19 protein-coding genes and 1 tRNA gene are annotated in these 14,094 nt (G+C 60.5%); 9 read left to right on the top strand and 11 right to left on the bottom strand.

Annotation, left to right across the window (positions count from 1 at the left end):
- A partial coding sequence (locus F6S12_RS11255; RefSeq protein ID WP_315868911.1) for an ATP-binding cassette domain-containing protein occupies nucleotides 1-948 on the top strand: 948 nt, incomplete at its 5' end.
- 88 nt (nucleotides 949-1,036) lie between these two features.
- Complete coding sequence (locus F6S12_RS11250) at nucleotides 1,037-1,429, top strand: VOC family protein (RefSeq protein WP_019094154.1); 393 nt, start codon at nucleotides 1,037-1,039, stop codon at nucleotides 1,427-1,429.
- Between the two features lie 20 nt (nucleotides 1,430-1,449).
- On the opposite strand, the gene F6S12_RS11245 is transcribed toward F6S12_RS11250, so the two are convergent.
- Together F6S12_RS11245 and F6S12_RS11240 are read right to left on the bottom strand one after the other, a co-directional pair.
- Complete coding sequence (locus F6S12_RS11245) at nucleotides 1,450-1,770, bottom strand: YbjQ family protein (RefSeq protein WP_011061700.1); 321 nt, start codon at nucleotides 1,768-1,770, stop codon at nucleotides 1,450-1,452.
- 123 nt (nucleotides 1,771-1,893) lie between these two features.
- Nucleotides 1,894-2,052 (bottom strand): hypothetical protein, encoded by a 159-nt coding sequence (locus tag F6S12_RS11240; protein WP_011061701.1) that lies wholly within the window; start codon nucleotides 2,050-2,052, stop codon nucleotides 1,894-1,896.
- A gap of 179 nt (nucleotides 2,053-2,231) precedes the next feature.
- Here F6S12_RS11240 and F6S12_RS11235 point away from each other — a divergent pair, with 179 nt between their 5' ends.
- Nucleotides 2,232-2,516 (top strand): hypothetical protein, encoded by a 285-nt coding sequence (locus tag F6S12_RS11235; protein ID WP_015635899.1) that lies wholly within the window; start codon nucleotides 2,232-2,234, stop codon nucleotides 2,514-2,516.
- A 193-nt stretch (nucleotides 2,517-2,709) separates the two neighbouring features.
- Here F6S12_RS11235 and F6S12_RS11230 read toward each other — a convergent pair whose 3' ends face one another.
- Nucleotides 2,710-3,096: an MliC family protein gene (locus F6S12_RS11230; protein ID WP_047337039.1), complete on the bottom strand. Its 387-nt coding sequence runs from the start codon at nucleotides 3,094-3,096 to the stop codon at nucleotides 2,710-2,712.
- Between the two features lie 269 nt (nucleotides 3,097-3,365).
- Between F6S12_RS11230 and F6S12_RS11225 the strand changes: the two genes are divergently transcribed.
- Nucleotides 3,366-4,040 (top strand): polysaccharide lyase family 7 protein, encoded by a 675-nt coding sequence (locus F6S12_RS11225; protein WP_053158956.1) that lies wholly within the window; start codon nucleotides 3,366-3,368, stop codon nucleotides 4,038-4,040.
- A gap of 60 nt (nucleotides 4,041-4,100) precedes the next feature.
- Here the strand turns inward: F6S12_RS11225 and F6S12_RS11220 are convergent, their stop codons facing one another.
- Nucleotides 4,101-4,700 (bottom strand): GNAT family N-acetyltransferase, encoded by a 600-nt coding sequence (locus F6S12_RS11220; RefSeq protein WP_077934252.1) that lies wholly within the window; start codon nucleotides 4,698-4,700, stop codon nucleotides 4,101-4,103.
- Between the two features lie 217 nt (nucleotides 4,701-4,917).
- Between F6S12_RS11220 and F6S12_RS11215 the strand changes: the two genes are divergently transcribed.
- Nucleotides 4,918-5,865, top strand: a complete 948-nt coding sequence (locus F6S12_RS11215) for a hypothetical protein (protein WP_315868910.1) — start codon at nucleotides 4,918-4,920, stop codon at nucleotides 5,863-5,865.
- 71 nt (nucleotides 5,866-5,936) lie between these two features.
- On the opposite strand, the gene F6S12_RS11210 is transcribed toward F6S12_RS11215, so the two are convergent.
- From F6S12_RS11210 to F6S12_RS11185, 6 genes are all read right to left on the bottom strand, one after another.
- Nucleotides 5,937-6,320 (bottom strand): cytochrome c, encoded by a 384-nt coding sequence (locus F6S12_RS11210; RefSeq protein ID WP_315868909.1) that lies wholly within the window; start codon nucleotides 6,318-6,320, stop codon nucleotides 5,937-5,939.
- A 484-nt stretch (nucleotides 6,321-6,804) separates the two neighbouring features.
- Nucleotides 6,805-7,125: a hypothetical protein gene (locus F6S12_RS11205; protein ID WP_019093051.1), complete on the bottom strand. Its 321-nt coding sequence runs from the start codon at nucleotides 7,123-7,125 to the stop codon at nucleotides 6,805-6,807.
- Between the two features lie 265 nt (nucleotides 7,126-7,390).
- Entirely contained in the window at nucleotides 7,391-8,023 is a 633-nt protein-coding gene (locus F6S12_RS11200; protein ID WP_246881862.1) for a hypothetical protein, read from the bottom strand.
- 634 nt (nucleotides 8,024-8,657) lie between these two features.
- Nucleotides 8,658-8,744, bottom strand: a tRNA-Leu gene (locus F6S12_RS11195).
- A 356-nt stretch (nucleotides 8,745-9,100) separates the two neighbouring features.
- Complete coding sequence (locus F6S12_RS11190) at nucleotides 9,101-9,301, bottom strand: hypothetical protein (protein ID WP_015635906.1); 201 nt, start codon at nucleotides 9,299-9,301, stop codon at nucleotides 9,101-9,103.
- Between the two features lie 268 nt (nucleotides 9,302-9,569).
- Nucleotides 9,570-9,833, bottom strand: coding sequence for a DUF1652 domain-containing protein (locus tag F6S12_RS11185; protein WP_015635907.1), 264 nt, complete (start codon nucleotides 9,831-9,833; stop codon nucleotides 9,570-9,572).
- A 352-nt stretch (nucleotides 9,834-10,185) separates the two neighbouring features.
- On the opposite strand from F6S12_RS11185, the gene F6S12_RS11180 reads away from it, so the two are divergent.
- Nucleotides 10,186-10,674, top strand: a complete 489-nt coding sequence (locus tag F6S12_RS11180; RefSeq protein ID WP_015635908.1) for an AAA family ATPase — start codon at nucleotides 10,186-10,188, stop codon at nucleotides 10,672-10,674.
- A 609-nt stretch (nucleotides 10,675-11,283) separates the two neighbouring features.
- Here the strand turns inward: F6S12_RS11180 and F6S12_RS11175 are convergent.
- The gene (locus tag F6S12_RS11175) at nucleotides 11,284-11,892 is read right to left on the bottom strand and encodes an NAD(P)H-dependent oxidoreductase (protein WP_065364224.1); all 609 of its coding nucleotides are present in this window, start codon (nucleotides 11,890-11,892) and stop codon (nucleotides 11,284-11,286) included.
- A gap of 93 nt (nucleotides 11,893-11,985) precedes the next feature.
- Here F6S12_RS11175 and F6S12_RS11170 point away from each other — a divergent pair, with 93 nt between their 5' ends.
- From F6S12_RS11170 to F6S12_RS11160, 3 genes are all read left to right on the top strand, one after another.
- Entirely contained in the window at nucleotides 11,986-12,627 is a 642-nt protein-coding gene (locus tag F6S12_RS11170) for a TetR/AcrR family transcriptional regulator (protein ID WP_276495092.1), read from the top strand.
- 54 nt (nucleotides 12,628-12,681) lie between these two features.
- Complete coding sequence (locus F6S12_RS11165; RefSeq protein WP_053159100.1) at nucleotides 12,682-13,218, top strand: HD domain-containing protein; 537 nt, start codon at nucleotides 12,682-12,684, stop codon at nucleotides 13,216-13,218.
- A gap of 95 nt (nucleotides 13,219-13,313) precedes the next feature.
- On the top strand, nucleotides 13,314-14,048 hold the full coding sequence (locus F6S12_RS11160; RefSeq protein WP_041752307.1) for an HAD family hydrolase: 735 nt from the start codon (nucleotides 13,314-13,316) through the stop codon (nucleotides 14,046-14,048).
- The last annotated feature ends 46 nt before the right edge of the window (nucleotides 14,049-14,094 follow it).

Here is a 14,094-nt window from a genome sequence, read left to right as displayed (position 1 = left end):
CAGGCGCAGCGCCAGGCCCACAGCGAGGCGGCGCAGGCGGCGCTGGACCATGCGCGTACCCAGCGCAGCCGCGAGCACAAGCGCCTGCAACGGGAACACGACACCATCCAGCGCCACGCCGCGGCTTCGCGCCGGTACGCCAAGACCGCCAACGTCTCAGGCTTCGAACGGGCCAAGCTGCTCGGCGCCGCGCGGGACATCATGGGCCAGGTACGCCACGCCCATCAGGGGCACAAGAGCGAGCTCGACGAGCAGGTGCGCGACGCCTTTGCCCGGGTCGGCGCGCAGTCACCGACCTTGCTCACTCTGCCCGCCACCACCTTGCAGGCCGGCCAGCCGGTATTCAGTCTACTGCAGGCGCAACTGCCCTGGCTGGACCCGCAAGCCCCGGCCAGCCGCCTCACCTGCAACGTCGTCGGCCCGGCGCGCATCGCCCTGGTCGGCCCCAATGGCTGCGGCAAGTCCACCTTGCTGAAACTGCTGGCCGGCCAGTTGCAGCCACTGAGCGGCGAATGCCGAGTGGCGGTAGCCAGTGCCTATCTGGATCAGCATCTGGCGCAACTCGATCCCGCACGCTCACTGCTCGAACAACTGGGCAACGCCGCCACGCCCCTGGAGGAAAGCGCCTTGCGTACCCGCCTGGCACGCCTGCAACTGGATGCCCGGCGGGTGCTGCAACCCTGCGCGCAACTGAGCGGCGGCGAGCGCCTGAAAGCCGCCCTGGCCCTGGCCCTGTGGGGCGGCAACCCAGCCCAACTGCTGTTGCTCGACGAACCCACCAACCACCTGGACCTGGAATCGGTGCAGGCCTTCGAATGCGCCCTGCGGGACTTTCCCGGGGCCCTGGTGGTGGCCTCCCACGATCAGGCCTTTCTCCAGGCCCTGGCGCCGACCCATGAGCTGCAATGCTCGGCCCTGGGCTGGCACCTCAGGGAGCAGCAGCCATGAAACAGCGGCTTACAACGACGGGCCCTGCGCAGCCGCAGGCCCGTGCTAGATTCGCCGCCTCACAATCCATGGACAGGAGCGTCACGCCATGCAGTTCGGATACACCATCATCTACGTACCCGAAGTCGAAGGTTCCTTGCGCTTTTTCGAGCAGGCCTTTGGTTTCAAGCGGCGGTTTCTCCACGAATCCGGCACCTATGGCGAGCTGGAAACCGGCAGCACTACCCTAGCCTTCGCCGACCATGACCTGGCAGAAATGAATTTCCCGGCCGGCCATGTGGCGGCTCACTCCTCGCCCAGGCCCCTGGGCATGGAACTGGGGCTGGTCACCGCAGACGTGCAGGCGGCCCATGCCCGGGCCCTGGAGCACGGTGCCCGGGAACTGGCGCCCCCCACAAGCAAGCCCTGGGGGCAGACGGTGTCCTATGTGCGCTGCCCGGACGGCACTTTAGTGGAGCTGTGCACCCCGGTCGCGCCCTGAACGCCCGGAGGCGTTGAACGCTACTTGAGCCTGACGGCGGTGCCGGTGGCGAAGACCACTACCATGCCACCGCGCCCTGCCGGCATGCTGATCTCGAAATCCACGCCGACCACCGCATCGGCGTTGCACTGCCGAGCGCGCTCCTTGATTTCATTGGTGGCCTGTATCCGCGCTTCCTTCAGGGCGCGCTCCAGGGTCTGGGAGCGGCCGCCGAAAAAGTCGCGCATGCCGGCGAACAGGTCACGGACCACGTTGATGCCGTGGACCGATTCAGCGCTGACGATGTCCAGGTAGCTGGCAATTTCCCGGCCTTCGATATGGGCGGTGGTGGTGACAATCATGTGTTTCTCCCTTGAACGGACCACTCGCCCCGGCACTTCGGGGCGGCAAAACCGGGGATGGTAACAGAGCCCGCCCAAGGCTTTGCCACAAACGACAGCCCCGCTCTGGAGCGGGGCTGTGGGTCACGGTTTCAAGGGACGTTCTTCATCCAGTTCCGACAGGCTTTTGCCATCATCCGGATGCTTCCAGGTCTGCGGAGGCGGCTCCTTGTGTTCAACCTCGTAGGGTGCCGTCTCATCGCTGCGTTCCTGCTCGTAAGGGCGTTGCTGTTGCGTTGCCATGCCCACCTCTCTTCCTGAAGGGATTTTTCACTCGCCTTAGCAGGTTAGAACAGATCTGCCGGTGGCTCGGGGTTTGCCGACAAAACAACGAACGTCGCCTGTGCCCTGCGGTCGTAAAAGTATGGAGACGCATCGAACACACGACGCGTGCTCCGTACTCACTCCGAAGGAGAAACGCGATGGTTACTCACTTCAAGGTCGCCGGGCATCTGGCCTGCGGTCATCACGGCACCCAACTGGCCTCCACCGGCGAACTGAACCGGGTCAAATGCCGCAGTTGCCGAAACACCGAGGTCTACAAGGAGGCCCGACGCAACCAGCGCAATGCCGCTCGTCGGGCTGCACGCAAGGCCAAGGCCAGCCATGGCGGCCAACTCTGGCGTAACGCCTGGACCGAACGCCTGACCGCCCTGCCGGGCCTGCAGCGTCTGCCACGGGGCTTTCACGGCCAGCCCTTCGTCTGAAACCGAAGCACGCCAGCGTGCCGGCCGAGTACGGGACTGGGCAAGGCCGGCCCCCTGAGGCGCAAGATGAAACTTCTTTCACCCAGCGGCGAAAAAGCGCTGTGTATAGTCGCCTCGCTCATTCAAGCAACTACGTTCGCCCGCACTCCCCGCGGGCTTTTTTTTGCCCGCGGGAAAGTGCGTTGGCGGTTTTTCAGTCCTGCTCGAGTTCCTTGCAGTCCTTGAGCAGGGTTTGCTCCGTGGCGGTGTGGTCCGCCTCCAGGAACGAGAGCACCCCCATCTTGCCCTTGGTGTGCCAGCGGAAGCTGTTCTGCTCGTCGTCCGCCACATACAGGGCGCCGGAAGCGGAACGCGCGATGTGCATGGGGATCAACTGGTCCTTGTAATACAGCGTGGCAAACGAGGAGCCGTTGTCGATGTTCAGGTAGGCGGCGTCGATGCGCACCTGCCCTTCACACTGGTAGCGTGCTACCTGGCTCTGGTAGGCCGGCTCGGCGGTAGTGGTCTGGGCAGCCTGTGCCAACAGCGCCTGGCTTGAAGCCAGAACCGCGGCGCAGAGCATTGCAGGATGAATTTTCATGGTGTTCCCCCAGTCGTTCAAAGATGCCCAATGGGACTGGCAGGGGCGTTTTTAGTTCAGGCTGATCAAGCCCCTCGGACCACGGTGCGGTACAGCTCGAGGTAGAACTGCGGGTCGGTGAGGAACGGGGGCGACAGTCACATCGCCACCGCGGTCTAGCGGCTCCGGGGGCGCTCCGGGAAACAGCTCCCGCTGATGCCGCGGCCCCGCAGCCGCGAGCATCGCCCTGGACGCTGGCCCACCGACCGCCCCGACAAGGAAACCTCCACATGCCGGTAGACATCAGCACACTCGACATCGCCACCCCACTGCCCACCTCGGCCAGCAACCCGCTGGCACTGGAGCTCAACGGCAACCTCGCCCTGGCCCAATGCCCGAGCGTGATCTCGCGCCTGGCAGATGGCTCGATACAACTGTGCGCGCCGACCCGGGGCGCGGCGAGCAAAAGCACCCATCGAACCCGCTGCGAGTGGAAGGAATCCCGCTACTGGGCCCTGAGCAGCGCCGCCGATCATTGGAACCGCCAGCAGATGACCCTGACCAAGGTCAACTCGGCGCAGAAAGTGGTGGTTGCGCAAATGCATGTACGCGATGACGTGAATCCGGCCGTCAAGGTGTTCTGGGACAAGGGCACCCTGACCTATGCCCTGCGCCAGAGCTTCAACGGCGCCGACCCCAGGCCGCTACCGCTGCTCGGCGGCGTCCCGCTCGACGCGCTGTTCCAGCTCAGCATCCACTGCACCTACGCTGGGCTGATCACCATCGGCGCCAGTTGCAATGGTCAGCAAGCCAGCTCTCCCCCGCACGCCCTGGACTCGACCTGGGATGGCCAGGTATTCGACTTTCATGGCGGGATCTACAACCAGATCGATTTCACCCCCAGCACTCCGGCGGAGGATGGCTCGGCCTGCATCATCAGCCAGCTGTCGCTCAGCCACGCCTAGCACCTGGCTGGGGGGGTTGCCTTGCGGTAGTCACGCCGTCCGGGTGCTCCTGGCACCTTGTCAGGAAGGTACCTGCTCCTCGCTGCGATCACGGGGCATCAGGGTCAGGTAGTCGGCCAGCGCATCCCCGGCCAGGGGCTTGATCATGATCCGCACCTGGTGCTGCAAGCGCCCCAGCTCGATCCCGTCACGGGTACGCACCTGGGCATAACCGCAGGCATTCCAGAAACCCTGTGCCCGGGCATTGTCCTGGACCACGCTCAAGCGCAGCCAGCGTGCGCCCTCGCCCGCAGCCCAGGCCTCCAGCTCAGAGTGCAACTGCCGGGCAAGGGAGCTGCCGTGACAGGGGGTAGCCAGCATGAACAGGCCTATGTGCCAGACCCCTTGTGCCAACAGGTCGGTGACAATGCTGACGAACGCCAGCAGGCGCCCTTCACTGTCGAAGTAACCGATTTTCCACTTGTGGGTGTAGGACCAGCCCGCTGGCAGTGCATCATCGATCTCGTCGCGCGCCTCGTCCGGCTGCGGCGCTGCACCGTGGACGATATGGAAATACTCCGGGTTCTCGACAAAGAAACGCTGCAACAGCGCTGCGTCATCCAGGGTGATTTCCCTGGGCGCGAGCCCGGTTGCTGATGACGGCAGTAGCCTTGATTGCATGCTGTGGAGCCCCTGGAAAACACTAGGCCGGCAGGTCGGCGACGGATCCTAGCGTCCGGTCAGGCCCTGAGGACAGAGTTTATTTGTTGGAAAAATGTGTACCGCCCAGCGCTCGCTTCACAGCGGGCCGCCCTCGCCGCTTTGTTATGATCGGCCCTCACCATGCCCAGCGTTTATCCAGCAGGCCCGCGCCTGCGTTACCCGCGGAACCCAGCCCATGTCCAATCCCTTGTCTTCCCCTGGCTACCAGCGGCTGCTGGCCCTGCAGCAACGCATCCATGAGTTCACTCGGGAGCAGGCCGCCGAGCACGACGACACTGGCGAAGACCCGGCCGGCCCATTGTGGGCCAGCGACTACAACTACCTGGCCCTGGCGCCGATGCGTGACGGCCTGCATCTGGAGTACTACGGCGAGCTATGGGACGAGCCCTTTGCCTGGACCCTGGAATGCCTGGCAGAGCAGAGCGTGGCGGACACCCTCAGCTCGCTGCTGTTTTCCGGTGCCGATGAAGGCACGAACGGTACCCGCGAGTGGGAGTTCAGCCCCTTGCTGGACAGTGCTGTGCAATTTCCCCGCCTCAGGTCATTGGCGATTCGCCCCACCGAACCTCAGGACCATAACGCTTCGTTGATCCAGAAGGCCGGCACCATCATGGAAGAAGCCGGTGAAATCGCCCGCTGGGTAGCAAAGACCCCGTACCTCAGCGAACTGACCCTGCCCAATGCCCCCAACGCGGACTTCTTCCAGGTCGACCTGCCACACCTTGCGCAACTGCGTATCGGCGCCCATTTCGACACCCAGGGTTTTATCGACAACCTCGCAGGCTCCAGCAACCTGCCGCGGTTGAGCAGCCTGGATTTCAGCGAATCCAGCGCACTTCAGCAAAGCTGGGCAAAAGACCGCGAGGAGCACGCCATCACGTCTTTTGCCAGCTATGAAAGATTGTTTGCCAGCCACGCGTGCGACCCATTGCGGGCGCTGCGCTTGCGCAATACCTGCCTGAGCCTGGAACAACTCGAAGCCCTGCAGCGCCAGCGACCCAAACTGCCGATCATGGTGATCCAGGCCACCACTGGCGGTTACGTGAAGAATTTCGCCCGACAGGTATTTCCCTGGCAGCACCTGGTGCAGCCCGACCCGGGCAGCGATGAGCCTCAAGGCTGAAGCGAAGATTGATTGGCCACCGTCTCGGAGCAAGTGGCTCTTGGAACGCTATGCCAACGCATATGAAGAACTCATCGAGTCTTTGAAATCACGTCACTCATGTATTGATTCAAATCGCGAAAATCCTTAACGCTCCAAGCATGCGGGGGCACCTTCACACCGTTCTCCCGCAAAGTTCTGGGAATCAAGTCTCCATTGGGACGCAGTATTACCGACGACACAATCACACCCGGATACTCTTTGAGTCGTTTTTTGAAAGCAGGGGTCGTCAGATCAGGTGTAGGAGGATTGCTCTTATTGGCCAACGGCCCAGTTCCCTTGATATCGGCGCCGTGACACATGGCACATCGTTGCACATAGAGACTCTTGCCATTGGTATTGTCCGCAAAGGAAAGCGTTGCTTGAATCAGCATGAGCCCTCCCAGCAAAGCGATGAACAATGCGTTTATTTTCATTTTTGCATCTGGCCTTATTGTAGAAATCAAATCCCGGAGGCAGCACAGCAACGCTCTGACTCACATCTGAAACGAGAGTCTTAGTCAGCAATAAACATGTGTTTGCCAGAGGTGAACTTCAGCTCAAACGCAGTTCCGCATTTCCTATGCACCCGCGGGGTCGGAAAACACCCCAAAAAAACTGTGTATGCAACCAGCGTTATGTGTCCGGTGCTCTATCTCTCCTGCCCAGAAGGATCCAGATCCGTGCCAGGAAGAACAGCCTCCCCCATCGCACACGCCGATGCATGGATTGAAGCGTCCCGCAGGCGAATACATCCGTTAAGTACTACTGGGGGCTTCTCGGAGGTAGTCCTCCATACGCTTAAACCGCTCCGCCAACCTTGATCTCGGCACCTTCGAGCGGGAATTCCCCAACAGCAGACCGCACCAGCCCTGGCCATAAGGGCTGGAGGGGTAATGGAACCGTAAATGCGCTGTAGGATTACTGCCGGAGGTTAGGCTGGGTGGGAATCAGGTCCTGAATTTGAGCACAAGAGTAGGTGTTGGAGTAGTCATGGAAACGTGGCTTTATTTCGGCGCCATAGGTCACGCACTGGAACGCCGACGAACCTTTTTGCAAGATCAGAAAGTGCACCAGGCCGACTCGTGCTGGCGCCTGGTAGGCCGCCTTGACTTCATAGCCGCTACGCAGCAACTCGCTCACCGGAGTAGTGTCGTCCGCCAGGGAGAATGGGCTAGCGCCTACGAGGCCCAGCAGGGAGATGCTCAGGGAGATTTTTGCAATACGCTTGGTGATTGGCATGAATCCGTCGTCCATGAATGGAAAATGCCAAGTTACCTAAATTCAGCAACCCCGTCACGATCCCGGCCCGATCGAATTGCAGAATTTGGCGACCTGTGGAGCAGTTTGAACAGTCCAGCCCCGGATGCGATCAGCATCCTATGAAACATGCCAATTGGCGCTCGTCCTGGCCGGTGCAGGCCGTTCAACAATCCGTTTGAAACACCCCGGGCAGTCGAGCGCAGAGCCGCCTCACCTCGATAGTGGCTGGAGAGACGTGCTTCGTTCATTTATCCAGATTCAATGGTTCCTGCATCCGGTCCCCTATCATTCCCCGCAACCACGCAGCATGAAACTCCATCTCCTCCAGAGAAGTGCCCTCGGCCAATCGATATACGAACTCCTTGCCCCTCGGCCTCTGGCACACGACACTAAAATGGCCATCGCGGTCATAACTGGCGAGCACGTAAGGGCAGATACAAATGATGTCGCTAAATGGCACTTGCACTTCGGCGGGCTTGCGAGCGCGACGGGTGACCGTGAGAGTAAGCAGTTGCTGGTTTTCGTCGAACGTGAAGGCCAGCACTCTAGATGCAGAAAAAATCCACGCGAAGACCAGCCCCATGAGCACAACAGACCCACACAGGAGCTGGATGAACGACGACGTTGTGAGGCTAGACCCATCGCCGCTCGGTTCACCTGGCATCGCTTCGAACCCGAGTAGGAGCAGTAGCGTCAGCACCAAGCCCGGCAACAACCCAAGCACCACAAAGCAGAAACCCAAAATGGCCGCCCCCGTGCTTCCAATGGTGAGCAAGTCCGGGCCGCGATGCCAAACAGGTGGGTGAACGGCAGGGTTTTCAGCGCTTGACGCAACTAGAGGCGTTGCGATGCGGTGAGGTGGACTTTGACCATCCATCTAGCAGGCTCCAGAGATGTAGCGTAGACGGTACCACTACTGCCAGATAGTTCGGCCTAGAGTTACCAGGCTTTTTTCACCACCTCTACTTGCGAACTTCCCCCAAAGAACCACCGGCAAATACCTGGCGATCAGGGCGCCAACAAATAGACGCACATAGCGGATTCATCGATGCTGAAGGGGCGCAAGCCCTTCTCTGCCGCAAGAGCATGCCAAGTATCCGAGCGCTGAGTTGATTTACCCACCTACTCGACAACTAGTGACAGCGTGATCTATCAATCAAGATCAAGTTGCCGCCATGCTATCCGGCACACGCTCTTGCTCGCCTGATCAAGTAGTAGGCGATCCCCAAGGCAATGATTGCGGGCCCCACGTTATCGAGCTTTGTAGGACCATCGGCCAAATGTCGCCCGGCCTGCACAAGCATGAGGACAGCACCGACATACAGGATCGCCACCTTAAAACGCTTCCAGCTCATTTAGCCCTCCCGCTTTGGAGATGACCGAACAGTGCACGCGCAATCGTAAGGGCAAGAAGGTCTCACCCTCAAAGTGAATTGCGGAGCAGTATTTGAAGTTGCGAATTGATTCAGAGTAAGGCTCACTCAAAAAACCGTGCAAGCCCTTGAAATAGATGGTGCCCGAAGCCGGAATCGAACCGGCACGCCCTTACGAGCGGGGGATTTTAAGTCCCATGCGTCTACCAGTTTCGCCATTCGGGCGGTAGCGCGATAACGCGGCACTGGAACATTCAATCGGCATCAGGCCGTCCAGTGTTTGAAGCAGGGAGTGGAATATATACATCCAGTCCTTGTGAAGCAAGGTCGAAGCCGGCAAAAAAGCCCGGTTCCCGACTCGCTGTCGAGGGTAAAAAAACACGGTAAATCAGAGATCTACAGCGTCATCCCGAGGTTCAACCAGGGGCCGCACGGCCTCTCGCCAATTCCCTCAGCGGCGGCAAGACTAACATGGCGCCATAAGCCAACCAACTGATTTTTAAAGACTTATCCTGAAATGACAGCCTCGGACGAAGCTCCTGCCAGCAATGTCCAGCAAGAGCTTCCTCCCCGGGCAGCCCTCAAGCTTGCGCGGAAAAACTCAAGGAGAGCTTGAGCGCGTCGTCCTTGGCGACCGCCTGCTCGGCCTCCAGATGCGCTGCGAACTCCTGCTCCACAGGCGCCTCGGGACCTTTGACTTGAGCAACCGAGCGGTTGTGTTCCAGTACTTTCGAGAGTTGGGCGTAGCTGTAGTTGGCGGGAGGCGTATTGCCGATGTTCATGAAGACCTTCCTTGAATGGGTAAAGACCAAGCCAGGTGCAGAAAGCCTCGAGCACCGCCCGAGTTGCGCACCCTTGGGTGAAAATGGCGAGGGAGGTTAACAGCTATAACCAGAAAGACGTACATCAAGCGCCTGTGGAGTTCGCCCAGTACAGATGACCTCGCCATCCATGAACCGGTAAAGAGTCATAGATACTGGGCGAACGCTGTAACGCTATGCCCTCGCAATGACATGTTCAACTGTCAGCAATACGCGCCTCCCCGCCCCCTCAGCCGGCGTAGTGGGTGAAGGCCCCGGCAAAGGCTCGGCGCCCTGCCCGCAATTCGGTACGCAGCTCGCCAATCAGATTGGAAATGTCGCGCACGCTGGTGAGTTCGGCAGTGGAGACACCGGTGAGCAGCAAGTCCACCCGGCCCGACTCTGCATCGTAGATCTTGATGGTCAGGGAGCCGTTGGGGTTCAGGGCGCAGGCGCAGGACAGCGGGAGAAAGCCGGACTCCAATATGTGGCAAAGCTCGCTGGTAGAGAGCATGGCTTCTCGCCTGTATGGGGGAGGTGAAGTTCGCCCGTTCAGGATAGGCCTGTATGCGCTTTTGTGTATCAGAAAAAACACAGAGAAATGTTAACTACCCCGCAGTTATCGAATGCCTGCGCAGTGCCTCAGCGCTTCGAAATGATGAAGGCTTGTGCATGGCCGGGCTGTTTTTTTTCGTGGCGACTCTGTAGTTTCCACAACATGAACCCGATCCCCCGGCCTGGCCTTGCAGCGATTATTACCCCCTTCATCAGCAAGGTGGGCTAGCGGCCGTCCAGGCTGTCAAAAACCCGCCTCGGAGGCGGGGTTGACCACCACTCTTCTGAGGCAACTACCCCAGGAGAAAACCATGAAGCACTCATCACCCGCCGTACTGCATTTGCTGTGCGGCAAGATCGCCTCGGGCAAGTCCACCCTGGCCAGGCAGCTGGCAGAGGCGCACGGTAGCGTCCTGATCTCTGAAGACCAGTGGCTGGCAGGCCTGTATCCGGAGCAGATTCATTCGATTGCCGACTACCTGCTCCACGCCCAGCGCCTGGCAAGTGTGCTGGAACCGCTGGTGATCGCCATGTTGCGCGCTGGAACCTGTGTCGTCCTGGACTTTCCCGCCAATACCGTCGCCCAGCGAACCTGGCTGCGAGCGCTGGCGGACCAGGCCGGCACCCCTCATCAATTGCATGTACTGGATGTGGATGAAGCCCAGTGCAAGGCAAGGCTGCGCGAGCGCAATCGTCTGGGCGATCACCCGTTTGCCGCCAGCGACGAGCAGTTCGAACGGATTAGCCGCTACTTCGTGCCGCCTCAGGAGGAGGAAGGGCTGCACATCGTCCGGCACTAGGCGTATCGGCAGTCACGGTCGGGTGAGCCAGGTGCCCGATCGTGAATCCTGTGCATCCAGCCCATGGGGAAAAAGCGGCCCGTGACAAATTCCAGGCAAAAAAAAGCCCAAGTAGCTGATGGACACTTGGGGCTAAAAATGCATAAACCGTGGTAGGTGAACGCAGGGCTATAGTAACGGAATCGTACATTCTGTAACAACATATTTTGAGAAAAAAACCACAAATAAAATCACCTAAGTCATTAAATATCCACACTTTTTTTGAGTCTTTGGATTTCAGGACAGGTTTCTGGAAGGCCTCCATCAGTGTTGGAGCCGCGAAAAAAAGGTGCCAGCCACGCACCTACGATGCTTCCTGAAGCATTCAACAAAATAGCGTTGAAAATTCACAGAATCGCAACAGACAGATAACAGCAGCCACCTTAAATTGCCGGCACCCGTCCGAATGGAATGTGCCGGTATGAATGAATTTCTTGATGCCCTGCCCTTGCTGCTCTGCCTGACGACCTTCGCCTGGTGCTGCTGGGGCTAGAGCCAGCCCGCCCTTCGACCGCGACCACCGCCCGCCCCCCTTCCCGCCCTGCCCCTATGGATATGCCTGGCAAAGCCTTACACCGGCTCGGCGAGCCTGTGGGCGCTGAACAAGGCCTGCCCGATAGCCCGGGCCCTTTGCAGATTGGCGGCTTGGGCGCCGGACTCCGACTCGTACAGCAACTGCGACGTCATCACACTGGCCCCGCAGTAATCGAAGATCCCGTGATCAATCTGAGCCTGCATCGCTTCGAGGTAGCGGTGACGCTCATAGGTACCGGCATCAGCCCCAGCCACCCCTACCAGATGCACCCGAAGGCGCCCCAGCTTTTTCACCAACCTGGCATCGGCCTGGAAATCAAACGCCCAGCCATTGCTGAACACCCGGTCGATCCACCCCTTGAGCAGCGCTGGCATGGACCACCAGTAGACCGGATAGACCAGTACCAGAGCATCAGCGCGATCGATCCGGGCCTGCTCGGCGAGAACGTCCACAGGAGGGGTGACCTGGGTTCTGTGTACCGCAATATCTGCAGCGCCGAAACGCGGCTCGAAGCCTTCGCTCCAGAGATCGGCAATCTCGAAGGAGTGCTCCGCAGACTCGGCCAGGCCTTCGGCAATCTGCCGGGCAAGGCTGTGGGTCAGGGACCTGGGGTCGTGATGGGCAAAGACAAGAAGTGCGTGCATGGCGACTACTCCCACAAGCGCATTGCGCTGATTGCAGAGGATTTATATACTTTTAGTAAGTTACAACCAATAACCTACCTTTGGTATATAAGCATGTCAAGCCGCCAGAACACCGATGCCTCACCGCGCCGTCGCCTGACACGGGAACAGCGCCTGCAGCAGTTGATGGGCGTGGCCTGGCAGATAGTTCGCGAACAAGGCACCGAGGCCCTGACACTGGGGCACCTGGCAGAACAGGCCGGTGTCACCAAACCCGTGGTCTACGATCATTTCGACACTCGGGCGGTACTCCTGGCGGCCCTCTACCAGGACTACGATCAGCGTCAGACCGCACTCATGGAGCAGGCGCTGGAGACTGCCAGGCCCACGCTGGCGGCTCGCGCCGATGTGATTGCCGCGTCCTATATGGATTGTGTGCAACGCCAGGGCCGTGAAATCCCTGGGGTGATCGCCGCCCTGGCCAGCTCGCCAGAGCTGGAACAGACCAAGCGTGAATACGAGGCCACCTTCCTGGAAACCTGTCGAGGTGCCCTTGAGCCCTTCGCGAACGGCGCCGTGATAGGCACCGCGGGCCTGCGGGCCATGCTCGGCGCCGCTAAAGCGCTGTCCCATGCCGCCACACTGGGAGAGATCAGCTTCGGCCAAGCCCAGGAAGAGCTCTGCGACACCATCGTGGCCATGGTCGAAAGAGCCCGCGCCAGGCAACGCACGCCGGCATCCGGCGCTTCCCGTTAATTGTGAACCGACTCTTGAAAACGCGCCCCGAAGGGGTACCGCAAGGACGCTGCAATGCTATTGACCCAACTGGAACTACTGGACGAACTGCTGCAACGCTATCGCGGAGAGCTGGGCAAGGATTTCACCGGCTATCGCAACCATGTGTACCGGGTCATCAACTTCTGCCACCTGCTTACAGGCACTGATGCCCTGCAGTTGCAGAAACTCTCCATTGCCGGAGCCTTTCATGATCTGGGGATCTGGACCGCCGGGACCTTCGACTACCTGCCACCCTCGTTACACCTGGCCGAAGCCTATCTGGAGGAAATCGGCAGGCCGGAATGGGCAGCCGAGGTGCTGCCAATGATTGAACTGCACCACAAGATCACCCCTACTGCCGAGCAGCCGAGTAGCCTGGTGGAAGGCTTTCGCCGCGCCGACTGGATTGATGTCTCCCTGGGCATGCTGAGCTTTGGTCTATCGCGCCAGGATCGGCGTCGAGTGCTTGCCGCATTTCCCGATGCCGGCTTTCATCTGCGCCTGGTTCAATTGTCCGCCAGACGGCTGTTGACCCGTCCCTGGAACCCCCTTCCCATGCTGCGTCTGTAGACCTGTAGCAGAAGCCTCCACTCGGAACGCGTAGACTGCAGCGATCCCAGGCAAAACCGGCCGCGTATCCACGGCCGCCATCAATGAGAACACCCATGCCGCCCCACCCGCCAACCGGCCCCCTCGCCCCCACGGGCTTGCCATCCCAGGCCCCACAATCCGTAGCCCAGGCGCTTGCCCCGGACACCATCGGGATCAACCCCGATGCCAGCCAGGTGCTCTCGGTGTTCGATTTCGACGGCACCCTGACCCGCCATGACAGCTTCGTACCCTTTCTAAGGTTTGCCTTCGGCCACCGCCAGTTCAACCGGCGGATACTCGGCCTGGCCCTGCCCAGCCTGAGGTTCCTGGTGCGCCGGGTCGATCGCGACCAGCTCAAGGCGCAACTGATCAGCACCTTCCTCACAGGCGTCGAGGCCGCCTGGCTCCAGCAGCGGGCAGAAGCTTTCTGCCAGCAGGCCTGGAGCCGACTGATGCGCCCGGCGGGCCTGCAGGCGGTGGCCCAGGAGCTGCGCTCAGGCGCCCTGGTAACCCTGTGCTCTGCCTCCCCGGCCCTGGTCCTGCAACCTTTCGCCACACGCCTGGGGATCAGCTTGATCGGCACCGAACTGGAGGTGGTCGACGGCATACTGAGCGGGCGTATCACCGGAAACAATTGCCGTTGCCAGAACAAGGTCCTGCGCCTGGAAAGCGTCTACGGTCCGCTGAACCAGTATCGGCTCCGGGCCTGGGGCGATACCCGCGGCGACCGTGAGCTGCTGGCTGCAGCCCAGGACGCCCACTGGCGGCACTTTCACCCTTCCTGGCGGCGCGGGCAGCGAGCACGCTGAGACGCCGGCCAGCCTGCGGACGATAACGCCCTGGCAGCCACCAGCC

Source organism: Pseudomonas sp. JV245A, from assembly GCF_032424515.1.
Classification (GTDB): Bacteria; Pseudomonadota; Gammaproteobacteria; order Pseudomonadales; family Pseudomonadaceae; genus Aquipseudomonas; species Aquipseudomonas protegens.
The sequence above is the reverse complement of the archived record's forward strand: the minus strand, read 5'-3'. Positions and strand labels throughout refer to the sequence as shown.